At 38.5% G+C, this 25087-nt stretch carries 24 protein-coding genes; 10 read left to right on the top strand and 14 right to left on the bottom strand.

Annotated features, from left to right (window positions below; translation table 11 throughout):
- Window positions 1–643: 643 nt before the first annotated feature.
- Both RMY63_RS21800 and RMY63_RS21795 read left to right on the top strand, forming a co-directional pair.
- Window positions 644–1021, top strand: coding sequence for a hypothetical protein (locus RMY63_RS21800; protein WP_099099288.1), 378 nt, complete (start codon window positions 644–646; stop codon window positions 1019–1021).
- 298 nt (window positions 1022–1319) lie between these two features.
- Complete coding sequence (locus tag RMY63_RS21795; protein ID WP_322730707.1) at window positions 1320–1829, top strand: hypothetical protein; 510 nt, start codon at window positions 1320–1322, stop codon at window positions 1827–1829.
- Between the two features lie 105 nt (window positions 1830–1934).
- Here RMY63_RS21795 and RMY63_RS21790 read toward each other — a convergent pair whose 3' ends face one another.
- Window positions 1935–2123: a hypothetical protein gene (locus RMY63_RS21790; RefSeq protein ID WP_322730706.1), complete on the bottom strand. Its 189-nt coding sequence runs from the start codon at window positions 2121–2123 to the stop codon at window positions 1935–1937.
- A 156-nt stretch (window positions 2124–2279) separates the two neighbouring features.
- Between RMY63_RS21790 and RMY63_RS21785 the strand changes: the two genes are divergently transcribed.
- Window positions 2280–3059 carry a photosystem II S4 domain protein gene (locus RMY63_RS21785; RefSeq protein ID WP_322730705.1) on the top strand — a complete coding sequence of 260 codons (780 nt, stop codon included), beginning with the start codon at window positions 2280–2282 and terminating at the stop codon, window positions 3057–3059.
- A 122-nt stretch (window positions 3060–3181) separates the two neighbouring features.
- Here RMY63_RS21785 and RMY63_RS21780 read toward each other — a convergent pair whose 3' ends face one another.
- The 4 genes from RMY63_RS21780 to RMY63_RS21765 form a co-directional block, all read right to left on the bottom strand.
- On the bottom strand, window positions 3182–3958 hold the full coding sequence (locus RMY63_RS21780) for an SDR family oxidoreductase (RefSeq protein WP_322730704.1): 777 nt from the start codon (window positions 3956–3958) through the stop codon (window positions 3182–3184).
- A gap of 353 nt (window positions 3959–4311) precedes the next feature.
- A complete protein-coding gene (locus RMY63_RS21775; RefSeq protein WP_322730703.1) occupies window positions 4312–4869 on the bottom strand; it encodes a hypothetical protein in 558 nt (185 codons plus the stop codon).
- Between the two features lie 757 nt (window positions 4870–5626).
- A complete protein-coding gene (locus RMY63_RS21770; RefSeq protein WP_322730702.1) occupies window positions 5627–6232 on the bottom strand; it encodes an exopolysaccharide biosynthesis protein in 606 nt (201 codons plus the stop codon).
- Window positions 6233–6349: 117 nt separating this feature from the next.
- Window positions 6350–7234 (bottom strand): lipid kinase, encoded by an 885-nt coding sequence (locus RMY63_RS21765; RefSeq protein ID WP_322730701.1) that lies wholly within the window; start codon window positions 7232–7234, stop codon window positions 6350–6352.
- Between the two features lie 557 nt (window positions 7235–7791).
- On the opposite strand from RMY63_RS21765, the gene RMY63_RS21760 reads away from it, so the two are divergent.
- Window positions 7792–8136, top strand: coding sequence for an AraC family ligand binding domain-containing protein (locus RMY63_RS21760; RefSeq protein ID WP_322730713.1), 345 nt, complete (start codon window positions 7792–7794; stop codon window positions 8134–8136).
- Between the two features lie 291 nt (window positions 8137–8427).
- Here the strand turns inward: RMY63_RS21760 and RMY63_RS21755 are convergent, their stop codons facing one another.
- The 3 genes from RMY63_RS21755 to RMY63_RS21745 are packed head-to-tail and all read right to left on the bottom strand — an operon-like array spanning window position 8428 to window position 9363.
- The gene (locus RMY63_RS21755) at window positions 8428–8604 is read right to left on the bottom strand and encodes a hypothetical protein (RefSeq protein WP_322730700.1); all 177 of its coding nucleotides are present in this window, start codon (window positions 8602–8604) and stop codon (window positions 8428–8430) included.
- A gap of 49 nt (window positions 8605–8653) precedes the next feature.
- Window positions 8654–9070 carry an alternative ribosome rescue aminoacyl-tRNA hydrolase ArfB gene (arfB, locus tag RMY63_RS21750; RefSeq protein ID WP_322730699.1) on the bottom strand — a complete coding sequence of 139 codons (417 nt, stop codon included), beginning with the start codon at window positions 9068–9070 and terminating at the stop codon, window positions 8654–8656.
- A gap of 47 nt (window positions 9071–9117) precedes the next feature.
- Window positions 9118–9363 (bottom strand): RNA-binding S4 domain-containing protein, encoded by a 246-nt coding sequence (locus RMY63_RS21745; RefSeq protein ID WP_322730712.1) that lies wholly within the window; start codon window positions 9361–9363, stop codon window positions 9118–9120.
- Between the two features lie 1304 nt (window positions 9364–10667).
- Here RMY63_RS21745 and RMY63_RS21740 point away from each other — a divergent pair.
- Window positions 10668–11660 (top strand): hypothetical protein, encoded by a 993-nt coding sequence (locus tag RMY63_RS21740; RefSeq protein WP_322730698.1) that lies wholly within the window; start codon window positions 10668–10670, stop codon window positions 11658–11660.
- 447 nt (window positions 11661–12107) lie between these two features.
- Window positions 12108–12761: a hypothetical protein gene (locus RMY63_RS21735; protein WP_322730697.1), complete on the top strand. Its 654-nt coding sequence runs from the start codon at window positions 12108–12110 to the stop codon at window positions 12759–12761.
- 168 nt (window positions 12762–12929) lie between these two features.
- On the opposite strand, the gene RMY63_RS21730 is transcribed toward RMY63_RS21735, so the two are convergent.
- The 3 genes from RMY63_RS21730 to modA all read right to left on the bottom strand — a co-directional run bounded on the left by RMY63_RS21730 (window position 12930) and on the right by modA (window position 15367).
- Window positions 12930–13583: a DUF642 domain-containing protein gene (locus tag RMY63_RS21730; protein ID WP_322730696.1), complete on the bottom strand. Its 654-nt coding sequence runs from the start codon at window positions 13581–13583 to the stop codon at window positions 12930–12932.
- A 257-nt stretch (window positions 13584–13840) separates the two neighbouring features.
- Window positions 13841–14446: a DUF642 domain-containing protein gene (locus RMY63_RS21725; RefSeq protein WP_322730695.1), complete on the bottom strand. Its 606-nt coding sequence runs from the start codon at window positions 14444–14446 to the stop codon at window positions 13841–13843.
- Window positions 14447–14512: 66 nt separating this feature from the next.
- Complete coding sequence (gene modA / locus RMY63_RS21720; RefSeq protein WP_322730694.1) at window positions 14513–15367, bottom strand: molybdate ABC transporter substrate-binding protein; 855 nt, start codon at window positions 15365–15367, stop codon at window positions 14513–14515.
- A 733-nt stretch (window positions 15368–16100) separates the two neighbouring features.
- Here modA and RMY63_RS21715 point away from each other — a divergent pair.
- On the top strand, window positions 16101–16502 hold the full coding sequence (locus RMY63_RS21715) for a fasciclin domain-containing protein (RefSeq protein ID WP_322730693.1): 402 nt from the start codon (window positions 16101–16103) through the stop codon (window positions 16500–16502).
- A 192-nt stretch (window positions 16503–16694) separates the two neighbouring features.
- On the opposite strand, the gene sfsA is transcribed toward RMY63_RS21715, so the two are convergent.
- Complete coding sequence (gene sfsA / locus RMY63_RS21710; protein ID WP_322730692.1) at window positions 16695–17420, bottom strand: DNA/RNA nuclease SfsA; 726 nt, start codon at window positions 17418–17420, stop codon at window positions 16695–16697.
- A 239-nt stretch (window positions 17421–17659) separates the two neighbouring features.
- On the opposite strand from sfsA, the gene RMY63_RS21705 reads away from it, so the two are divergent.
- The gene (locus RMY63_RS21705) at window positions 17660–18328 is read left to right on the top strand and encodes a 2OG-Fe dioxygenase family protein (RefSeq protein WP_322730691.1); all 669 of its coding nucleotides are present in this window, start codon (window positions 17660–17662) and stop codon (window positions 18326–18328) included.
- Window positions 18329–18330: 2 nt separating this feature from the next.
- Here RMY63_RS21705 and RMY63_RS21700 read toward each other — a convergent pair whose 3' ends face one another.
- Window positions 18331–19479, bottom strand: a complete 1149-nt coding sequence (locus tag RMY63_RS21700; RefSeq protein ID WP_322730690.1) for a DUF711 family protein — start codon at window positions 19477–19479, stop codon at window positions 18331–18333.
- Window positions 19480–19704: 225 nt separating this feature from the next.
- Here RMY63_RS21700 and RMY63_RS21695 point away from each other — a divergent pair, with 225 nt between their 5' ends.
- Window positions 19705–20973 carry a tetratricopeptide repeat protein gene (locus RMY63_RS21695; RefSeq protein ID WP_322730689.1) on the top strand — a complete coding sequence of 423 codons (1269 nt, stop codon included), beginning with the start codon at window positions 19705–19707 and terminating at the stop codon, window positions 20971–20973.
- Window positions 20974–21096: 123 nt separating this feature from the next.
- On the opposite strand, the gene RMY63_RS21690 is transcribed toward RMY63_RS21695, so the two are convergent.
- Entirely contained in the window at window positions 21097–21930 is an 834-nt protein-coding gene (locus RMY63_RS21690) for a DUF4114 domain-containing protein (protein ID WP_322730688.1), read from the bottom strand.
- 805 nt (window positions 21931–22735) lie between these two features.
- Here RMY63_RS21690 and RMY63_RS21685 point away from each other — a divergent pair.
- Entirely contained in the window at window positions 22736–25042 is a 2307-nt protein-coding gene (locus RMY63_RS21685; RefSeq protein WP_322730687.1) for a PhoD-like phosphatase, read from the top strand.
- Window positions 25043–25087 lie beyond the last annotated feature (45 nt).

The raw sequence follows: 25087 nt of genomic DNA, 5'->3' as shown, positions 1-25087 counted from the left end.
GTCGCAGTTTTTGATCCCATTTTTTCAGATTTTGTGAGAAATCCGCGTTAAACCAGTCTTCTGCTTTATCCAAACTATAAAAGAGTTCGCTGGTCTTTAATCACCTGTTGAGGAATCACTTGAATAGATGCCAGAATATCCACTTATTGCAATATAGAACCAAATAGAGCTTGTGACCAAAAGAATCTTTAATATTTGCTTCAATACCATTTTCACCCCTACATCCCCACTTGCTATTACTCTCAATCAAGCAGCAAATAGCTGTTATTTCTTGAGTTTAGTAATCAGCTTATTGAGAATATACATTACAGTAAATTACCAACCTATTACAAATAATTATCAAAAACTTGGGGAAGGTATTGTTGGTAAAATCTGTTACTGACTGGATAAAATTTTGGATTTTGCGGAAAGTCTATAGCAAGATATGGTCGGGTGCGTCGGCTTCCTTAAAACAGTCACCATTTGCTTTTATAGCGAGAACGCTAAGAGCGAACAAACCTCTTAACCCGTGTAACGTAGTAGCTCAACCTTCCAAGACGGATTTTCGATTCTGAAAGCACCTCGAAAAACGTATTTGTAACAGGAATTTTGTGAAATGATGTAGCATAACTGAGTGTTCGATCGCTTGCCTTGTCAAAGACTCATGACTAAAGTAACATCTCAAGAAATTGCACAGTTTCGCTCTCAATTGGCAGACGATCCTAGCGATATGGAAGCGCTGGATTTAATTGAAGACTGTGATGGAGATTTGGAAGATGCAGCCATGACACTAGCTATCCGAGCCGGACAACAACCAGAAAGAGCAAATTCTGAGTGGTTAGATGCCTTGGCGAGAAAATGGCGTGTGGTCATTTGCGAACAAGAATATCGCGAAGATTTGCTTAATACTTCTCTTCAGAAGATGATGGAACATCTAAAAACAACGCCGACATTTCCTAAGATTTTGGCAACGCCAGTTTTGCTATATGTCCTCAAGCAAGGCGTAAACAATTTTTGTGAGCCATTAGATTTGCTAAAATGATCGGCCCGCATTTTAATTGTAAGATTAAAATTGCGGCTACCCGAATGAATATAGACGCAAAGCGGCTTCAAAACCCTTAATCTGACTTTAGTCTGTGCAGACGGACTACCCTGTAAAAAGACTTTCACTGCGTTTGTGTAGTCCTTCCAGTGCTTTGGTGCAAGATATGAGCCTCCTAACTCCGATGTAAGTCTTAGAGTAATTCAGATATGTGACTTCTAGTCATGCGAGGTTCAATCCACCAGGACTGATACGCTGTTAATTAAGGCAAAACTTTTATTAGACAAATTGTAAATCAATGAATTACCTTGTTGCCGTATTACCAGACCGCATTCAAGCCGAAGCTGCTTACTTAGCTTTAGAAGAACAAGGCATAAACAGTACTATCCTGGGGAAAGGATATAAAACAGCTGACGAGTTTGGCTTAATTGACCCCAAAGACCAAGCCAAAAAGCAAGCACAACTGATGGCAACCTGGCTCATACCATTTGGCTTTTTTGCAGGTTTTACATTCAGCCTCATTACTGGTTTAGATACTTTTGCTTGGGCGGGTAAAGTTGGCAATCACATTCTTGGCGGACTGCTGGGTGCTGCTAGTGGTGCGATGGGTGGTGTGTTTGTCGGTGGCGGAGTCGGTTTACTTGTAGGTGGTGGTGATGCTTTACCTTATCGCAACCGCTTAGATGCAGGTAAATATTTAGTTGCCGTTCAAGGTTCTGAAACTCTTACTCGCCAAGCAACCAAAATATTACGTCAGTTTGATCCAGAAAATATCCAAGGTTATGCCGACACAAATACTGTGTATTGAATGAATTTTCAATCTCAGATAATGCTGGAGTCGTCAGTTTAACGAATGGCGGCTCTACATTCTCCACTGTTGGATTTTCTTCTGCGTTGTCTGACATACTCTCATTCACACAGGACTCTGAGTAGATGGGGACTTTAATGGTACTTCATCAGTCTCAGCACTAAAAGCATCTGCCAGTTCAGGACTAGCCATCGCTACAGCGCTCTCATGCCATTCATGGATGATCGCGTCAATTATCTCCCATGCTGTAATTAACTCATCTGAGTAGATATTGCCGAAAGTCCCGATAGACATAGGTTATGCGTTTTTAGTCAACGCCGATCTCAGAAAATTATTAGTCTCTACGTATAATTGTACGTACTATTTATCAGGGGTCAATAGGGATTAAAAGCTAGAATCAAGATAGTTATAACAGATTAATTCTCAATTCATAACTCATAATTTTTAAGAATGTTGCCACGAGAAGAACTTTTAAAAGGTGTTGAAAATCGAGATAGTGTAGCTCGTGTAATTGACCAAGCAGAACAAGCCATCAAAACTTGGGAAGTGGTTTTGACAGATTTTCTATCTCCCCCAGAATTGCTAGAAATTCAACGGGTGTTTAACCGATTAACAGAAGTGCAATTGGTAACGTGGGGTGGATATCCGCAAGCTGAACGCCAAAGAATAGCGATCGCTCGTTCGGAACTTCCGTTAGATCAATCTCAAGTCAGCCTTGTAGCCGTGGAAATTGCTGGTAATTTCCTGTTTGATACCGCCTCTCACCGCGACTTTTTAGGCGCAATGTTGGGGACAGGAATTGTTCGTGAAAAGACGGGAGATGTGATTGTCTTAGGAGAACGAGGGGCGCAGGCGATTGTTGCACCAGAGTTGGTAGAATTTTTGTCAATGAGTTTGAAACAGGTGCGATCGGTTCCTGTAAAAACTCAGCAGATTCAGCTAACTGAATTAAAGGTTCGAGAACCCAAGAAAAAAGAATTAACTACTGTGGAGGCTTCTTTAAGATTAGATGCGATCGCATCTGCTGGTTTTGGTATGTCCCGCAGCAAAATGGTTGATTTCATCGATGCTGGTGATGTCCGCGTCAATTGGAAAGAAGTTACCCAAGCTAGTTCTCAAGTCAAATCAGGCGACTTAATCGCCATTCGCTCTAAAGGGCGTTTAGAAATTGGGGAAATCGCCGTTACCAAAAAAGAGCGTTACCGAGTTCAATTAACAAGGTATATGTAATAAGTTAGGAGTTAGGAGTTAAAAGTGAGGAGTTAAAAGTGAGGAATTTTAAATTTACCACTTTCTTTCACTCCCAACTCCTGTACAGACGCGATTAATCGCGTCTCTTAACTCCTAAATACTTAGGCTTTAAAGTGTTTTGCTAACATATTCAGTAGAATTTTGCGCGGTACAAGCCGAGATAATTTGCTTCTAATTTGAGTGCTACTATCAGAGCTAATAACAGTTGGATAGCCTTTTTCTAAAGCCTCTAAAGATTCCCAAACCACTTTTTCACAAGAATAGACTTTATCTGTACTGCTTGCCAGCGCTGGAGGAAAATTAGCTTCTGCAAAAAAGTTTGTTTCTATTGGCCCTGGACAAGTGACTAAAATACGCACACCATACTGATGATTTTCTGCCCATAACGCTTCACTAAAACTGAGAATAAAAGCTTTACTGGCAGCATAAACGGAAAGGTATGGTATTGGTTGAAATGCGGTAATAGAGGATACATTAATAATACTTCCAGAACGACGTTGCCGCATCAAGGGTAAAAATTTATGAGTTAAATCTACCAATGCCAAAATGTTTAATTGTACTATTTTGACTTGTTTTTCTCCATCCCCTTCAGCAAAGTCGCCATAGTAACCAAAACCAGCATTGTTGATTAATAAGTCAATGGTTAATCCCTTTGCTTTCGTGGTCTCAAATACACTAGTAGCTGCATTAGGTTCTGTGAGGTCTTTTACTATAACGTCTACTTGAATGTTGTATTGTTCTTGTAGTTGTTTAGCTAATTGGCTTAGTTTGTCTTCAGAACGAGCAACGAGTACAAGATTTGTCTTGCGTGCAGCTAGTTCTTGAGCAAAGGCTTTACCAATACCACTAGAGGAACCAGTAATTAAAGCAGTTGACATTCTACATATTCAGATAGTTTTTAAGCACTTATAAATTTTAGCTATACTGACTATAAGTTTTAACTACCCAAAGTGATATATCCAAAAAGGTAAAAGCAACACTTAGTACTATATGAATCCGGTTTGATTTTTGAACAAAATTAGTATTTGTAGGGTGCGTTAGCGTTTTGCGTAACGCACCATTCTTAAGGATTCGGTGCGTTAGCGATAGCGTAACGCACCCTACTTATCTTTTCAAAAATCAAATAGTAGTCCTATATGAGGGCTTTTAATTTATGTAATAAGTTTATTAAGTCTGATGTCACAAATAATAATTTTTTTTATGGCGATTCAAATTCATTTTGAATTGCTAATTACCATTTTTCAGACCAATAGATAATTTCTGAGGTGGAACTATTAATAGCGACGCCGTAGCTATCTCCATGATTCCACTTAAAGCCAGGTCTACCTTTGTCATCTGTATTTAATACTAATATTTCATAAGTAGCTGGAAAAGATTCTGTAGGAGAGTCACTAGTGTAAAAGAAAGTTGTCGGCACACCATTCGGTTGATTTATATGGTCGTTTGTGTTACCACCTTTATATTTGTGCTTGGCACTATTTCTATATTGTGAAAGTAATTTTTCTATCTTCTTTGGTGGCTCTTTTAACCTAATTTGGAAAAAACTACTTCCTTGCAAAACTTTGGGAGAGTAAGCAATACGAACGTCTTTAGCATCAGGAGGAATCTCATTAGGAAAATGTTTTACTTGGTCATTATCAGACCATAGTTGATTACGAATTTCTTTGTAACGTGATGTATCAGTTATTATTTTAGGTTCCCTAGTACTGTTAAAAGTTCTTCTCAGAAAAAAGCTTCCCCCGACAATACTAAGACTAGCAAGGGCTAATAGAAATTGCGATCGCTTCATCAAGTTGGGTATGTCTAACTTTCATAGTCATATACCCAACTAATAAACTAAACTCGTACTATTACGGATATCGAATCAGAAATATTAACAGAAACTTTGTGTATTCAGAGGAAAATCGAGATAATTGTAAAATTAATGTGAAGTTAGTCAATAATTACCTAGTCAAATACCGTAGGCGATCCTCATTGAGGCCAGTACTACCGTTGTATAGCAAAGTGCTGAGTGCTGAGTGCTGTTAGCGGAAGCGGGGCGTTTAGCCCGTGCTGAGTAAAAACCCAGTAATTTCAAGGTTTTGAGCAATCACCAATGTCCTAACTGCCTTGGCGGTTGCTATAGCTAACAAAATCAATTCCGCAATTATCCATTTTTTTTCAATTCTTCCTGATGCAGCAATAACTAAAGCGGATATATAAATAGTAGATGCACCTTAATTAAATCACAGCCTTCAGCTTTTAGTTGAGGGCTTTTTTTTATTGTTGAAATTTTTTATTCAGTCAAGAAATAAATTTGCTTAAAAGTATAACTTTCCCGGATATGGCAATAAATAAAGCGGATTAATAAATGGTAGATGCACCTTAATTAAATCATAGCCCTCAGCTTTTAGTTGAAGGCTTTTTTATTGCTGATACTTTTTATTCAATAAACAAATTGCTTAAAAGTAGAATTTTCCCAGATATGGCAATAAATAAAGCTGATTAATAAATGGTAGATGCACCCTAAGAAATTACAGCCCTCAGCCAAAAGCTGAAGGCTTTTATTATTTCAATATTGATGGCAGCAAACTGGGAGCTAACCATACAGCATAACCAATAAATCCAAACAGCGAGGTAATCAGGACAGTAATGCCGTAGCTGATGCAAATTAATAAACCGTCAGATTCGATGGTGGCAACAGTCAAAAGTAAAATACCGATAGTAGGGATAGGATTAGTAAGCGGGATTGGTAATATTAGTAATACTGTTAATAAAGAGATACAAAACCCATTAATTCGCCAAACTAAAGGATTATGAGCTATTTTTGCTAATCGGGGACGGGCGATTTTCTGGAAAATTTTGGTAAGCCGTCCCAAATTTTGCAAAAGTAACTGGGCGAAGGAACGAGGAAATTTGTAGTTAGCGATTCTTTTCGGTAGCCAAGGCGATCGCCTTCCTAAAACCATTTGCACAGACAACAGTAAACAAGCACCACCAAATGGGCCAGTTAATCCCGGTGGCATAGGAAATAAAAAAGGCAAAACTAATAATGTAATTACCAGGCTAAAGCCCCGTTCTGAGGTTTCTGTCAGAATATCACCTAGAGTTAGAGGTTGTTCAGCTAGGCGTTGCAACAGGGACTTTATATCTTGAGAAAATCTCAGATGCATTTGGCGTGAGTTGATGCGAGTTCCCACTTTGTAGTAAAGAGAGATGAGGGAGAAAAACTTCTAAACTCTGCCAATTTTAGATTTTGGATTGAAGGAAAATCTAAAATTGAATGACTCCTAACTCCTGCTTTGTAGGGGTACAAAAACAGCTATAGCTTTAGGTATAACCCGAAAATGAGCAGGTGTGTAGGTAGTGATTTCACCATCTGTATTAATAGGGCGAGGTTTGCGAGTATGTACCTCTATTTCTTGACCTTGATGGGAGCGTACACTCTGCCAATGTATATGTCGCCCTCGTCGCATTGCGGGTAGTAATAATATAACCTGCCACCAGTGTTCAATCTCCAAGCTATAAAGGTCTAGTCTTTGATCGTCTATTGTGGCATCGTCAGCCACTGCCATACCACCACCGTAATAACGGCCATTACCGACTGCAATTTGCACTGTTTTGACGCGAATCAATTCACCGTTGATCGCAATCTCTGCTGTAAAAGGTCTGGCTTCCAAAATCACTTGCAATGCAGTAGCAGCATAAGCAAATACTCCCCAACGGCGCTTAACTTCTTTGGTAAGTCGTTGGGTAATTTTTACACTCAATCCCATACTGGCAACGTTAAAAAAGTGCTTGTCATTTACACAACCCAAGTCGATGCGGTGTAAATGTCCATCTGCAATAATTTTGCAAGCTTGGTTGAGGGAATTTGGGATTCCCAAAGTTCTCGCTAGATCGTTGGCAGTTCCTAGAGGTAAGATTCCCAAAGGTAACTGAGTCTCAATTAAAGCATCTACGGCAGCATTTAAAGTACCATCTCCTCCGCCAATAATTACCAAGTCAACTTGATGCTTATAGCGAAGTATAACTTCAGCAAGATGTTTGGGATCTTCTGTAGACTCTTCAATTAAATCAAAACCAAGTGTTTTCAGATATTGAATTGCTTCCGACAGACCCTTTTGCCCTTGGCGAGCATGACGATTTACTAACAGCAGTGCGCGGGAGCTCATGGGTGGTACCTTTTGTTGTTGATATGTCCAATTATCCGCATCTATGTATTCTGCTTGATGTTGACTATAAAAAAGTGTTTAGGCTGTTATGAAAGTTATCAACAATTCATTTTCCTAACACTTATTATATTGTGACTACTAATTTTTTATTTTTCTTGTTCTTTAGTTTAGCGCTACTATCCCTCAGTGTGTTTATCTTCAACAAATATATTTATTACTTCCTATATAAATGAACTTTAGGTATTTTTTGTGATGTTAGTAACTTCTAAAAGTTTCGTAACCTTCTCTTGAAAATCGTTCAAGGATTTGGTTAAATCAAGACTTGAATATATATTTTTTGTCATTAATGGTAGGTATTCCCTAGTTTATTTTTGGGAATCCTACCTTTTTTGTGACCAAAATACCAGCTTGTATCAACACCTAAAATACGCTCAATTTCTTTAATGAAAGCAAATCCGTCACGCCCTAGAATCTGGCGATCGCAGTACCTGCAATCGATCGAGTTGGTGCATGGTGTTTCTAAACGCTATTCATTGCCCCGCCATTTTCACGAATAACTGGAACTCGGCATCAGGCAGGGTGACGGCTGGCAGTTTAACTACCGTGGCACGATGTATAGTGTTCCATCAAATACCTTGGTGGTGACACAACCCCAAGAAGCACATTATGCTGATTCTACGAGCGATCGAGACTGCACTTTTCGAGGGCTACGGGTAGGTATAGATTTACTTCAACAAGTTGCAACAGAAGTGGCAGGACGCAAAACAGCGCTGCCATCTTTTGGGATGCCTCTAGTCCATGACCGCGACCTGAATACACAAATTGTTCAAGTTCATCAAGCCTTAGAAGAATCCATTTCTGGGCTTGAACCGAAAAACCCCAATCCAAAATCCCAAATCTAAAATCTAAAATTGGCACGGTCAAACTCAGGAGTCCCTCAACCCCTTACGCCAGTTGCTACAACGGGGGGAACCTTTGTAACGCACTGGCTCCCCTACTAGCGTTAAGGAATAAGATTCAAAGTCTCTTTCCTTTTAGGGAATTGGTAGTACAATTATTTAATTTTTGGTTGAGAAAGCAATTGATCTGTCAACTTATGCTGTGACAGATTGGCAATTGTCTAAGCTAAAGCGATCGCACCTTAGAAAGCGGCTTTTTCGTGTCAATCCCTATCTGCATTTGGAATTTTGCTTTTATGACTTTTTTGGGTCGGTGTCGCCACTAATAATTGCTTGAAACGTGTCCCCTAGTAAAAATAAAAACGCCGAAACTAACACTACAACCATTAAACTCGCAAGGGCGGCAAAGGGAGAGATGATAAACAAGATTAAAAGCGCAAACACCAATAGATTTAGTAATGTTTTATTCATCTTTTTTCATATTGAATAATACGTGCATTTTCTACAAATAACAGATAATTCAACAATCTGTCACCTGCCTTCTGTTAGATTTAACCTGTGCACGCTTACTTTTGTGGTCAAGACGTTTTCTTTGAGAACTGCGAGTTGGTTTAGTGGGTTTGCGTTTGATCGTCACGACAACTGCGCTTTGAATGAGTTCTTGAAGTCGTCTCAATGCTGACTCACGATTGTTCTCTTGGCTTCGGTGTTCCTGAGCTTTAATTACAACTACTCCTTCTTGGTTAATGCGTCGATCGTTGAGCTTTAAAAGCTGTTGTTTATAATAATCAGGTAATGATGAAGCCGCAATATCGAAGCGCAAGTGGATCGCGGTAGAAACCTTATTTACATTTTGGCCTCCTGCTCCTTGGGAGCGAATCGCACTAATTTCAATCTCAGTCTGTGGGATAATAACATTGTTGGAAATTTGCAGCATTACTCACAAGGCAAAAGAGAAACTTGTAACTTTGGGATAACTTTTCTTTACTCGGTTTGTTCGGTTAAATCTATCATTACATCTGGGTCTTGATTGTTGTTCAAATTCACTTCTAAAGTCTGTCCTTGGATTGTTACTTTATCGCCCGGTACTAGTCGCCGTCCTCGTCGAGTTTCCAGCATACCGTTTACTTGGACATCGCCACCTTGAATCATCAGCTTGGCTTGACCTCCAGTTGGCACTATACCCATCAACTTTAAAAATTGATTTAACTTAATTGTGTTGTCTCTAATTTTCTTCACTTTAGTAATTTGTAGGGAATTATAAAAAATCTCTTCTGCTTCATGACATCTTGCAAGGTGTAGCACCAAAGGCATTGTACAGCAAAAGGAAAGTACTGTTCATCTTCTGTACAGTATCTTCCACAGGTACAGCAGAATTTGTGTTTTGCTGCGTTTGTATTGCTCAGATCCTCCATTGGTCAAAATCTTTGCTTGTGTCACGTTGACGGCTCCAACTCCCTAAGCTGATAAAACAATTTTTGTGACATTTCAATCGTCCAGTGGACACGTTGGTGATGTCCACTGGACGGTTAATTAATTTTGCTGATTTGCGATCGCTCTCGATAACTCTCAAAACAGCATATTTGCAACCTTAGACATTAGCTTATTTTGTAAGTGCTTGCCGTTAAGCAGCTGCTTGCCAGAACCGTCAACATTCTTTTTGAGCGTTCCCCGGCACTATATCCACTACCTTCTGGCACGTGTTGACGCTGTTTTCTCATGTGCTAACTTCCTCCAGTTTAGAGTAACTGAAATTTACTCTTCTGGCACGTAATTTTCATTTTCAGTTAATTTAGTCCGTAGCTCCTCTAACTGTTTCTCAATTTCAGATTTCTGCTTTTCAAGCAGTTTTATTTTCTCCTTCAGGGTTGCTACGTATACTTGGTGCTTTTCCAGCTTGCTTCCTGTTTGGTATATAGTAACTGGGGATTCCAATTAAAAAATGAATATATCCTTGTAGAACGGGATATCTTAGACTCCAACACGTTCCACCATATCCAATGAATTCAGGCAAACAACTAAGTCTGGTGAAGTGAAGATTGAGCCGAAATGCATAAAAAGTGCAGCATAGTCCGAAGGTACTTTAGAGATGCAAATAATCCAACTCTCTGTTTTTAATAGAAGTTTTGCAACACAACCCAAAAACTACGCTATTTTCAGCAGATGTACTATTACTCTTATCTAGTCTACTTTGTAGTCTCTTTATCATTGCTTAAGATCCGTTTGTTCTCTCTACAAGTTAAGGAATATAAACTTTTGTGTAGTTATATTTATTCAATTTTTTACATACTTTTCCCGTAATTGTTCTATTACGTTTTGTTGTAGTAATTGTTGCGTTATTTCCTGTATCTAAAAATATGCTGCAATTACTTAGCAATTTTATTAATTCTCTCAGTCAGCGATCTGGAAGCAGTGCTTCTAAAGAAACTAAACAGATTAATTGGTTTGATACGCCAAAAATTGGTTTTCATGAAGGTAATGTCTCCAGAGAAAAGATATTTACAGATAATTTCTACAAACCGACAATAGAAACCTTGCAAGACCAAAATCCTATGTTATTAATGCAGTGGGGTGCAAGTGTAGTACCAGCATCTGAAAATGCTAAGAAACTATCTGATAAAATTGAATCTCTAGAACAAGAAATAATACTTTTAGGAAAAGAGAAATATGCAGCAGAAAGTGCTATACAACCTTTGCGGAGAGAGGAATATGAACGCCTCTCTAAGCTTGTACCCTACAAAAGACCTTCGTGGCATTGGCTGTTAGTATTTGGGCTTTCTTACTCACTTTTTTTGGGGCTAAATAAGCATTCTGATGTAGAGCTAAAACGTTTAAAACCTTTTCAATATCCAATTGCAGCGTTGAATCTATCTGCTGCTATGGGTATTACATTATCTATTAAAGCAACAATGTCATCTTTAGGAAAACGCAGTAAACAATTTGCTGTTGAACCTATTTCTGAGGATGCAACCAGCTTTGAAACAGTTGCTTGGTGGCTAAGACTTATAGAAGGTGATAGAACATTATGGATTGGACTAGGCTTCATTATCTTGGAAACTTGCTTTGCCTTTCCAGGATTAATAAGTATTCTTCAAACAAGTTTAGCCAAGCAAGCTATCTATCAAATAGCAATATTTGGGGCATCTGCTCTTTCTGCAACAGCAAATATTGCTCTGGCATGGACTACAGGATTAGAAGAAGCTTCGCATTTACATGAACAAGAATTAAAGGTGCAAGAACTGAATGATCATCTAAAAGATATCCTTAACCCTCAAGAAGATTTTAAGATAGCTGTGAACAACGAACTGCATAAGAGAAAAATTGAAGCTACTGACAAGAGAGTAGAGGAACTTCAAGAGGAACTAATAAAACAGCAAGAGTTACTTTCCGAGGCAAAAGAAAATGCTCGGTTGGAGTATGAACGCTGGGCATATTTAATGAAAACATCCTTTAAATCTCTAGAATCTAGCTCTTCTCAGCAGATTCAAAATTATCACTTATCCAGCAATGGACATAAAAAACCGTAAGAGCAGATAAATTAGCTGGACTTTGAGTATTAGACTTGTCGCTTAATAACATTTTCTTAACTTTAAAAATTCATAAGTTAAGGGTTTTAGAATGCATCTTATTAGGTGACAACTCTATTACAGAAGATATAGCAGGAGGCAGAAGCAGGAGGTAAAACTATTACTATTCCTAGCTTTCACACTTGTCATTATGTCCTAACCTATGTGACTACGGCTATACTTCTTATTCTAACAAGAATTTCGAAAAACTTACCAAAAGCTTTCAGTAACTGGTATAGCAAAGTGCTGTTAGCGGAAGCGGGGCGTTTAGCCCGTGCTGTTAGCGGAAGCGGGGCGTTTAGCCCGTGCTGAGTAGAAACTCAGTATTATCAAAGGTTTCAGCAACCAACATAGTCCTAACCTATGCTTCGACTGCTATACATGACTAGAACTATTCAGAGGTTAAATATGAACAGAAAATCACGGAATAAAGAAAGCAGCTTTAATAATTTTATTACTAAAAATATGATGATTAAAGTAGGTATTTTCAGTAGTGTGATTTCTTTATTTGGACTTACTAAATTAAGCTTGATTTCATCGCAATCCAAACCCCAGATACAGGTTTACATTGCTTATGAACTTAAGACCGAAAAAGCAGTAAACTTTGTAACGGACATAAACGACAAGTTTGTTCGTACCAATTTAGAATATCCCATGAATGTAGATATTCTGAAAGCTCGGCAGATATCTAATATCTATGGTATATCCTCACAAGGATCTCTTCGAGATATTGGAAAAGATTTGCAAATAATCCGCTCTGACGATCAAGCTTTGATTCAAGCAATCAATCGAGTCAAGGGATTGATTAATGAAAAGCAAGAGTTACATGCATTTATTGTCAGTGAAGGAACCAATGACAAGTCAACAATCAAACAAATTCAGAACATTGCTCAAGAAATAGCCAAGAAAAAACCAACAAATTTTCATCTCTACCTTATGGGAGTAAATCCAGATTTTAAAATAGAGTTTTCAGATGCTTTTCATTCAATAAGGGAAATTGTACATTCATGCCCTAATACTCAATATGAGCAGTGTTCCGCTTTTATTGAGAAACTTGAGTAATAACTATATTTTTGACTAATTGACTTGAGGTGAGACAAAATGAATAGTTGGTGGAATTTAGTGAATAACTTTTAGTAGAAGATGACCAAATCCCTCATAACTACCGCACAGTAGTTTGAGGGATTTATGATCTGTTCTTTTCCAAAAGGTAGAAAAAGGCTGTTCTTTCTAGCTAATTGCTTTCTTTTTCTTCAGCCATATTCCCAATAAACCAGCAGTAACAACTATTCCTCCAATAGTTGATGGCTCAGGCACAGGTTTTACACTCACATTATCTAAGTATAAGAATCCATATTTATCCCAATCCCCAAACTTTAACTCTGTGGATGATGCTTCTGCCGTGAAATTGAACTTATATTGCGTGTATGGTTGAAAAGAAATGTCTTTTTGATCAAAAAGCTTATTTCCACCTACAAATGTTTGAAATTGATTATCAAGGTCAGGGGCCTCATCTATAGATGCTAAATAGTAACTAAGTTCGTATTGCTGACCAGGTTGTGTATAAAGTGTCTGTGATATGTAGCTGAGGTCTATAAATCCACTAAGTGATAAGCCCTGATTACCACTATTATGCTGAGGAAAATTGCTGATTCTTATCCCTGATATATCCATCGGATCGCCAGATTTAGTCCAGTTTGTAATATTCGGATTTGTAGCGTTGGGATTGTTAGGATCTACGAGGGGATCGAGTTCAAAGCTTCCGTTTTTAACAAGTTCTGCCGCTTGTGCTGCTGCATTATAAATATTAGTAATCACAGCAGTACTAATTAAGATAGTAGTAAAACTAAAAACAATAATTGAGAGTTTTTTAGTTAAATTCATGAAAATTGACTCCAAATAATTTTAAATTTCGCCAATGAGAACAAGTTGATAGTTACATCCATGCTGGCTTTCAGTAGTGTCAATAAAAAGGAACACTTTCTTCTGGTTTATAAGAGTTAGTTATAGATGTAGATAATGATTCATACACCAAGGCAATTTTTCTCAATAAGCTCATAATGGAGTTTTTAAATCAGATGAATTTTAGTGGCATTCTTGACACTATTGAGCCAGACATTGCTTAGGCTTCTACCTGTGGTTTATTCATCCTTATAGTTTTTCCGTTGATGTTTAGGTATAGCTTTGACACTCACATCATCCAAATATAAAAACGCATACTTGGCTTGGGAGCCAAATTTTATTTCGGTGGATCTTCCTTTTGCTCTAAAATTTAATGTGTATTGTGTGTAGGATTGGTAAGGAGTATCTTTTTGAACATAAACCTTTTTACCACCTACAAAAACCTTAAATTTGTTCTTCAGATCGGGTGCCTCTTCTGTCGATGCAAGATAGTAAGTAAGTTTGTAGCGTTGACCAGGAAATGTAGGGATAGTCTGTGATATGTAGCTAATAGCTGAAAATCCACCAAGCGATAATCCCTGCTTACCAGTATTAGAAAAATTGTCAATTTTAGTACCTGATGTATCTATCGAATTACCAGATTTAACCCATCCTGTAACATTAGGATTTGTAGTTTCGGGATTAGTTGGATCTATAAGAGAGTCGTATTCAAATCCCCCGTTGATAATCAGTTCTTGTCTTTCAGCTTGTGCTGCTGATTTATAAGTATTAGTAATCACAGCAGTATGAAGGAAAGCAGTAGTCAAACTACAAACAATAATTGAGAGTTTTTTAGTGAACTTCACAAGACATAACTCCAAATAGTTCAAAATTCACGACAACGAGTACTTGATTGATTTACTTTTTGGTGATTAAGGCAGGATAAACCCGTAAGTATTTTTGAAGATATTCTGAGCTGTACTACCACTTAAGTAGTTAGAAAAACTCTGTGCCGTCGTTAAAACTTTAGTTCTGGTGAGTATACCCAGTGGATAAACAATCGAATCGCTCTCTGTTGTGAGGGCAGTTTGTACGACTCTTACTTTGTTAGAAATGGCCGCATCAGTTTTGTAAACAGCACCTGCACTGATAGTTTTAGTTACACCTTCAACTAGAAGAGTTTTATTTTCAACAGCAGTTAAGACGGCACGCACATTAGCAGCACGGTATAATTTAGGACTGAGAGTAGTAAAAATACCTCGGCTAGTGAGAACTTGTTTGGCATAATTTCCTGCTGGCACAACTGGAGGAGTACCTGTGTAGTCACCTATGGCAATACCAGTAATGTTGGCATTGGTCAAACCATTGAAGCTAGTGAGAGCAGCACTACCAGCACTAACGGGAGGTGTCGTGGGCGCAATCAAAACTAGACGGTTTTTGACAACGTTTTTACGGCTACCTGCAACCAATTTACTTGGGGTTGAATTCTGCAATACATCTATTTGGCTAGTAGCAGCAGAGATGAAAATATCTGCTGGTGCTCCTGCTTGTATTTGGCTCAGTAAAGTACCAGAAGCACCAAACGTATAAACAATGTTCACGCCTGGGTTAGCATTTTGGTACTGAGTCTTAATGGCATTCAGCGCGTTTGTTAAACTGACAGCTGCATACACGTTAAGTGTCGTTACAGAGCTTGCTGGTGATAAATTAACGAACTGCAAGCCTATTACCAGCATCATGCTGCTAGCTGCTGTAGCAATCCAAGCAATAAGTTTTCTTCTGTTCATGAAAGTTATAGTTTGGGGAAAATATTACCTAAAAGTCTCATTGTTGACGTACCTGATTTACGCACAGTCAATAGAAATACCAACCACACAGAAAGATAAATGGGAGTTAGAGAAGGTTTTGGCGTAAATCTTACGCATGATAAATTTTGGAAATAAACGACCCGGCCAATGACAATTGCTAAAAGCATTGGTGTGATGGGGCGTTTGTTATTTCCAAGTGGAATTACACAAACAGCGAGTGAAATGTATTTAGTGATGAAATAATATCAGTTAAATACAATTGTTACCAACTTTTTTGGTCAATAAATCCTGACAAAAAGCTAATGCAAGTATATTTAAATTCTCTAAAAACCTTGATTTCTCTATCTAGAATGGATTATGCTAGAAAATTTTCCGATCGCTCCTAAATATCTAAAGCTTTATTTATACCAACTAAATACTTTTAATCATCCATTTAGCTAACTTTATTGGTATTAATTGTAAATGCTGCTCTGACAAATCTTTGGATGCGATCGCCTCTACCACGATGTAAAAAAATTGTGAGCGCATCCAGCAGTGCTCATAACTCATCCGCCTGAACGATGTACATATAATTATTTATTTGTATAAAAATATATATAAACTTTTATGATACCAATAAAAAAAATGATTTAACATACGCCTAATGATAGATAGATTTTATTAAACAAATAGTTTAGATTTGTAACAAGTTACACAGAACTAAATAAAACACATGGCCAACATAATTGACACTGCCACTAACAATGGTTCTTTCACGACACTAGTTGCAGCAATCCAAGCAGCTGGTCTGGTAGATACACTTAAAGGTGATGGGCCATTTACCGTTTTTGCACCCACCGATGAAGCATTTAATAAGCTTCCAGCAGGTACAGTAGACGCATTACTTCAAGATATTCCAAAACTCAAGAAAATCTTGACGTATCATGTTGTTTCAGGCAAGGTACTGGCTGCTGATGTAGTTAAGCTAAAGACAGCTAAAACAGTTGAAGGTTCAGATGTAAAAATTGACGCTTCTAATGGCGTTAAGATCAATGATGCAACAGTTGCAACACCAGATGTTGCTGCTGATAACGGTGTCATCCATGTCATTGACACAGTTTTGATTCCTGCATAACCAAACGTCAGAATAGCGAACGCTATTTCTGAGGTGACGACTACCTATAGTCATTTCTTCATTACAGTCTGGTTGAATGTTTTTTAATAAACATCAACTATCAACAAATCCATCTAGACAGGATCTAGATGGATTTATTGTTTTATGCGTGTAGAAACGTTGCAATTGCTAGTCTCTCTTAATTAAATGCAATCAAATTTTTAGTTTTGCTAAACCCAAATAACGGATACCTTCGGGGGAAATGTCAAAACGGCAAGGTAAAACTTCTAAACCGAGAGCGATCGCATCCCGCAATAATTTACCATATATAGGATCTGTGCGATCGCCAGGAGAAAATTCTGTACAATCACCGCGATTGATAAAGTAAAGCATCACCGCACGAGTTAAAGGTAACAACGCCATCAGTTCTCGCAAGTGTTTTTGCCCTCTTGTAGTCTCCGTGTCAGGAAATAGGGCTAATCTCCCCTCAGACAAAGTTGTATTTTTTACTTCTAAATAAATCGGGCGTTCCTCATCACTCCCCGTCAAGAAAAAATCCACTCGACTTTTTTTATCTAGCCCATAAACTACCTCGCCCTTGATTTGGCTGTAGTTGCCCAATTCCGGGAAAAGGTATTTCGCCAAAGCTAGCTTTACCACCCGATTGGGCAAAAAAGTATTTATGCCTACCCAAGTCGGCTCATTATCATGTACCTGAATTAGTTCTAGAGTGTAAGCCAATTTGCGGTTAAGATTATCGCTTTTGGAAAGCTGTACCGCACTTAAAGGTGTCGATACTCCAGTCATTGGCCCTGTATTGGGACAGTGTGCTGTCACTATTTCGCCAGAAGTAAGTTGAACGTCAGCAAAAAACCGCTTGTAACGCTTGAGTAAAATACCGGGATACAAAGGTGGGTAACGGTAAAGCCAATCTATCATTATCGAACCTAGTTGCTGCTTGTAAATATACGTTGATTTTTTGCCCACCGAACCTTATGTGCAAATCTTTTCAGCAGCGACTCCGCCCTGTGACAGAATTTGAGTAAGTTTATATATCATGGATTGTCAACTTTTGTAGTCAAATTGACAACATAGTAATAAAAAGTAGCATATACTAAATATTACAAGCCTCCCATAAAAAAACTGGGAGAATTTCAATGTGCAAGGAGGTAAATCCTATGCAAGAAGTGTGGACATCAACGGAATTAGAATATGCTTTTCTGTTTACTCTCAGAAAAGTAACTTCAATCAATCCAGAAGGTTTCAAGCCATTTTTTAGTAATATGCCTATTGACCCTTATATCAAAGGCAATTATCGTTCCAGGAGATTATCTCGGTTCACAGTTTCTGGAAATCAGTTAATCAAATTACCTCATGGCTACCTCTTTCAAAATAAAGAGTACAATCCATTACTGGGTGATATAAAAAGAGAGTTTGCAGAATTAGAAGATGCACTTATAGAACTTGATATTTTTAAGAATCTTGTCTTAGCATTTAGTGATTCTTGTAAACTTCATCCTGAAGCTGAAATTGGAGTTCATCAAATTAGAACTATTTGTTCGGCAGACAATTTGGGTAATCCAGCACCTGAAGGTATCCATCAAGATGGGACTGATTTTATTAGTATATTTTCAGTAAATAGAGATAATATTCAAGGTGGAGAAACACATCTATATACTGGCAAAAAAGAAAAGCCTGTGTTTAGCAAAGTTCTAAATCCGGGAGAACTCTTATTAGTCAACGATCATGATTTTTTCCACTTTACCACTCCTATCAAACCACAGATTGATGCTCAGGGAAGTAGAGATGTTTTTGTGCTAACTTCTCCCAGCTTGCTTTTAGAATAATTTTAGTCAACCGTAAATATTTTACAATCTACGAGATATGGGGAATTGAATGTAGTCATTTCCCCAGCTTTTTTATTTGGAATTGGAAATAATCGTGCTGATAGTGGTTTATCTAACTTGATGGCTAAAGTTGCCATATCAATTAATAAAGCTGTAATTTTTTCTATTGTGATATCACCTGGAATCGGAACTGTATCTAGTCCACAGCCACAAACTGCTGAATATAATAATAAATTTGTAATATTATATGTTTGCTCATTAGCTCTGGTAGCTAGTCCAACATCTTCACAAACTGGAAGCATCAGTCCAGAATAACCACAGATTTTTACTGATACATTTTTCAATACGCGAGTCAGCATCCCAGAAATTGCAAGAGTTCCTGAATGACCAAACTTGCCATTCATCAATTTTTCATAAGCAAAAGCAATACTATTTTCTTTATCTAAAGATGGAGCTAGAGATGTATCAATTCCTCTATATATAACAGCAAATTTATCGGAAAATTTTTCAGCAATAACTGCGATTTTATTTAATTCTAATTCTAAAAGTAATTGTAGTTTTTGCTCTGCTATAGGAATATTATTAGCTTGTGAAAATGCTTGCATTACCAAATCGCCTAACTCTAAACCTATAGCAAAAGATGTATTGCCTGTATGGTATGCCGTAGGAAAAAATGGGATATCTGGCTGGCAGTTTGCCCATGCACAAAATTGAAAGTTACCATAGCCATTTTCACTTTCTTGGGAAATACGTTTAATAGCTTTGGCAGATTCCTTAGCATTCTCAAAAATTATACCGTTTTCCCTATCCCCAATTTTGCTAGAACAATAAATAATTGATGTATTTTTATTGATATCTGGAATTATATCTATAGTTTCAGATTTGCTGGCATAACCAATATTGAAAAAGCTGATATTCAAACTTTGACAAAGTTGTTCTAGAGCTTGAATTTCATTGATAATTTCGATTTTAGACAAGCCTCGTAGATATTCTTCCCAGCTATTAGTAGCAATTCTGGTTGTTTGGACTTCATATCCTTGTTTTTCAAACAAAATCTGCATCTGCTGATTCAACTCAGCAGCTTGCTTAATTTTTTCCTGATATTGTAGAGATTGAATTGATATACCTGTTGTAATAGTTCTAATTTTCATTGGTATAAATAATTAGTAATATTATTTTAATTAAACTTAGCTCTATAATCTGGAAATGTACAACATTCTATTGGATAAATTTAATTTATAACAACTTAGGGTAGTGTGTTGGTTTTATTTCACAAAAAATATGAAATATACTTAAAATATGAAGGTGAGTGCATAGATTAGGCTACGAAACAAGCCTGCTGGAATTCAATGAACTGAATCAACCAAACAAATGTCATGAATGACGAATTCTACAATAGAGGATTAGAAAAGGCTAGGCGAAAAGATTACGCGGGAGCAATTGAGGAATTTAACCATACTTTAAAACTGACACCTTACTTTAGCGAAGCTTATTTGCAACGGGGTTTAGCACATTATGACTTAGGTGCAATTCTAAAAGCTGTTTCAGATTATACCGAAGCCCTGAAACTGAATCCTGAGAGTGTAGAGGCATATTATTGTCGGGGATTGGCTAGGGTAGCGCTGAAAAATTTACCAGGGGCGCTAGAAGATGTTGAGCGTGCGATTCGTCTCAATCTCAATTATGCTGCTGCTTATAATCTGCGGGGAATGGTGCGGCGCAAACAGGGTTATATTCAAGATGCGATCGCTAACTTTAAAAAAGCTGCTGGGTTATATCTAGAGCAACAGGACAAAGAGAATTGTCGTCTTTGTCTAGAACGAATTAAACAGCTACAACCTAAAGAATTACCTGCCCTTGAGGAATCGCGTTCCACTAATGCGCCAATTTTATCCACCAATGATTATTTCACGCAATTATTAGAAAAGGCTGAAAAGGGAGATACCCAAGAAGCACTCGCCGATTTAAACTGGGTATTAAAGGCCGATCCGCAAGATGCCCAAGCTTACTGCTGTCGTGGGGTTGTACGTTGTAAAATCGGGAATTATCGAGAAGCGATCGCAGATTTTAATCAAGCATTACGACTAAATTTTCAAGATGCCATTGTCTATCGCAACCGAGGTAAAGCACGTTCTATTTTAGGAGATCATCAAGGTGCGATCGCGGATCTTAACCAAGCAGTCCAGATGCAACCCGAAGATGTCTTAGTCTATATTGCCAGAGGTAATGTCTATCGGGCAACGGGCAATTATCTCGGTGCAATTCAAGATTACACCCAAGCGCTGCAAATCAATTCTGATGATGCTCAAGCTTACTACAATCGCGGCATTGCCTATACTTGCTTAGAAGAAATACAAAACGCCGTGGAAGATTATCAACGGGCGGCGAGTATCTTTTGCCAACAAGAAGACTGGGAAAATTATCAACAAGTCTTAAGTAGCCTAGAAAAAATTGAGAAATTTAGTCCAAAGTCAAACAAGCAAAAATATCATCTGCTACGTCAGCGACTTTTACGCATGGTTGGGGGATACTGGGAAATTGCCGAACGATTAATTCAGCAAAACCAGGATTACCATCCTGGGATGTCAGACGAGTGGTATTTGCAAAAAGTGATTGATGATTTAGAACGCGATCGCAATAGATAAAATATAAATGCCGCTATAAAAAACGTAAAATCACCCGTACATTATTTATACGGGTGAAAATGCGATCGCTTGTTATTTTTCAATGGAACTAAACGCACCTTATATTAAGCACCGTTTCCAAGTTTAGTGAGAAGTGTGACTTTGACGGCGGCGGCGCAATCCAAACATACCAACTGCTCCCACCGCAAACATTGATAAAGTAACAGATGGTTCAGGAACGGTAGCACCAATTAAAGCTTTAACATTTGCCTCACCGACATCAAGAACGACGACAACATCATTAAAATCGCGATCGGAACGTTCGTTCCACTTACCAGTTGCAGAATCTACCCCTGAAGCGTGTAAACCACCGTATAAATCCTCAAATGCCAGGAGGATGTAGTTGTTGTAAGCATAAGCAACTGCGTGCTGTAGTTTGTCAGCATTAGAGGCAGTGTCAGTACCAAAGATATTGGCAGAATTGCCACGGCTTAAACCATCGGCTCTCAACCAGAAGTCGAGTTGAGTACCTGCGGTAATATTACCAACTTTGACCCCATCACCTAGTTTTAGTGCATTACCACCCCCGCCAAGAATACACCCAGCTCCTTCACAAGAAATATCATTAAAAAGCAGTCCAGACTTATTAGTAGTTCCTGTAGCTTCAAAGGCTAACTGGTTTCTATAACCTGCACCCTCATTGATAAAGTAAACAGAAACATCGTGGTCGTATTTTAGGTTTAATTTATTGGGGTCTAATTGAAATTGTCCGCTGTTTGGGAGGGCAGCCCTTTCTGCTTGGACAAAATGTTGAAAAGGAGCGTCGTTAAAACCAGTTTGAGACTTACTATATATTGTTGGTTTAGTCCAAGAGCTATTCCAATTAAAATTAGCAGCAGATGCAGTTTCTACTTTAGAAACTAATCCGGTCAAGGTAGCTGTAGCGGCAATCAAGGCTGTGAATAAATTAAGTTTCATCTTAGGAGCCATTAAGTAGGAAAAACAATTTAGATAATGCTTTATGAGCAGCTATCTGTCTTCATTCGTCTCTTATTTCTAACAGCTACACTTCTGCAAAGTCAATCTGTTAATTTACTTTTACTAGGATATTTAAATAGCTCTTTATTTAAGGTATTTTTACTGAAAAAAGCTATTTTTGAGCGGGCATCACAATGTTATTAGTACTTAGAATTTAAGCTGATGTATGATTAAAATTTAATGAATAATTTATACTTTTTATAAAAATTAGATGTGTAATTTCTATAGTGAAAAGCTAAAAGCTTAATCTATAGGAATTTTCATTGAAATGAGGTAGATAAGTAATAGTGCGCCGTCATCCGTATTAACTAAGCCAAGCCTTAGTTAATACGCTGCTATACAAATAGAGTTTATCTCCGTACTTACGTTGGGAAACGTAGTAATCTATCAAATCAATGAAACTTGGGTAAATAAGTTTAGTCTTTGTTTGAAACACTCAAGTGCTTACTACGTACTACGCTTTCGTTGGCTTGATTAACTAGTAGTGGCCTGTCAAAATCGACTTCCGTATCGTCAGAATTTAGAACTTATGCCAAGGATGGGAGACAATTTAAGAGGGTTGTACTTTAAAATGACAGTCTTTGCCTAGACTTGATGAATATCTTTTAAATCTGAGGTTGCAAATCTTTTGTTTCGGGAGTTATCGAGAGCGATCGCAAATCAGCAAGCCCTAATTAACCGTCCAGTGGACACGTCGGTGATGTCCACTGGACGATTGAAATGTCACAAAAAGGGAATTCGATGAATGACGATGATTACTAGAGTGAAGTATCAAGTTGGGGATGAGTTTTTACAAGAACTACCACTGATTTTAGGGGGGCCAATCCTCAAAAATACTGAGCCAGAGTCTGTAACAGTATGGGTGGCACTAAAACAATCTTGTCAGGTAGAACTTAAGGTTTACGACACAACAAATGATGGTGAAGCACTAGGAAATTGCTTATTGGAGGGAGAACGCTCTACCTTTGCGTTGGGTAAGTATCTTCATGTAGTTGCCATTACGGCTCAGTCTACAATTGGACATCGCCTAACTGGAGGTCGTATCTATGCATACGACCTCCAGTTTACTCTTGCTGACCAAACCCTGCAAACTCTGCAACAAGCATTATGTTCAAACTCCTCTCCTCCAGTCAGCATTAGCTACTTCGATCATCAAAAACCAACCTTTGCTCTACCGCCAAACCGTCTTCAAGATTTGCAAATTGTCCATGCTTCCTGCCGTAAACCTCATGGTCATGGGTTTGATGCATTGCCAATTCTCGATAGTATGATTCAGGCATCAGCAAATCAACCCCAGCATCGCCCTCATCAGCTGTTCCTCACGGGAGATCAAATTTACGGAGATGATGTAGCAGATCCGTCGTTGTGGGTTGCCACTACTCTTGGTGATGCCCTGTTGGGTTGGGAAGAACAACTGCCGATAAATGGAGTCTATTGCACTCCTGGGCAGCTACCCCCTGGAGAACGGGTTGATGCTGCGACAAATCAAGCTGGCTTGACCGCAGGATTACATAATAAAGTTGAGAAAGTCAAGAGTCATCTTTTCAGTCTGGGTGAATATTACGCTACTTATTTACTAGCTTGGTCGCCAGTATGCTGGCCGACTGCATTTCCCCAAGGACAGCAAGTAATGAGCGATCACCATGCTATCAAAGACTGGAATCGCGCAGTCAAGCATTTGCGACAATTCATCTATACGCTTTGGAAAGTGCGCCGTGCCCTTGCCAATATCCCCATGCACAGCATCTTTGATGACCATGATGTTAGTGATGACTGGAATTTGAACCAAGCTTGGTGTTTGCGAGTGCTGGGGCGTCCATTAGGACGAAGAATAGTCCAAAATGCATTGTTAGCTTATACGGTATTTCAAGGATGGGGCAATACACCAGGGCAATTTGCAGAAGGAAAACCAGGTGAAAAGCTGTTGGTGGCTGCACAAGCTTGGTCAGCTTCTCAAGGAACGGATGCAAAGGCTGATGAAGCGATCGCTCGTTATCTAGGAATGCCAGCCAACGATCCCCATACAGACTTACCTATTTTAGTCCGAGACGGTTCAGTATTCATTCTCGATCGGCATCCGGAAGCGCTGACTTGGCATTACATAGTCCGCAGCGATTGCCATGAAGTAATTGTGCTGGATACACGTACATGGCGAGGTTATCCAGCCGATCAAAAACCAATTGCCCCACCGATGCTGTTGTGTCCCAAAGCCTTTGAGCAACAACTACTTTTGCCTTTACAAGAAGTAGTTGAACAAACTCAGATTCAAACTACATTTGTGATTGCGCCCACGAATGTATTTGGATTACAAGTGATTGATTGGATTCATCATTGGCACTTAAAGCAGGAGAAAGTTTTTTCAACCGATGTTGGAGATGCCTGGAACATTAATGTTGAAGCCCTGGCGAAATTTCTAACCACCTTGTTTGAAGAACGTCAACAAGTCATTATTCTTTCTGGAGATATTCACTACAGTTCTGTTGCTCACTTATCTTATGCACGCACCCATTCCAAATTACAATCTGTCTTGGTACAGTTAACCGCTAGTGCATTGAAGAATGAAGAGATTTTGACGCGGCTGATTCATACACGATTGAAAGATTGGCTGCTACCAGAAAAAGTGCGACATTGGATAGGCTGGATCAATCCACCCAATATGGTAGAAATTTCCGAGAAACAATTACAGCATAATCGTCAGCTGCTGAATAACTCTGACTGGTATTGTGTACTGGAGTGGATACCTCGAAACAGTGTTCAGACTTCTACCTACACAGCAGATATATTATCGTTGATCGCTCCTTGGAAACGAGCCGAAAATGCTAAATGGAAATGGTTGCAACCCCTGATATTTTGGAAATCTCGTTGGTTTCAGGACGGGCGAGAAGTAGTGGGATTGAATAATTTAGCTTTGGTTCACTTTGAATTTGCAGATGAGAGTAATTCTTGCAAAGTTATGCAAGATTTGTACTGGTTTTCTTCTTGGTATCCAACCCAAATTGTTTACAGCCGTTTTGAGAGCCAGTTAACGCCCAATCAGTCATTGTTAAGATGATCGGCTTTGCTGTGTGAATGAAAATTTTAGTTGTATATGTGGGCA

The sequence above is a fragment of the Nostoc sp. ChiQUE01b genome, from assembly GCF_034531255.1.
Classification (GTDB): domain Bacteria; phylum Cyanobacteriota; class Cyanobacteriia; order Cyanobacteriales; family Nostocaceae; genus Nostoc.
This window is presented reverse-complemented; position numbering and strand designations above follow the sequence as displayed.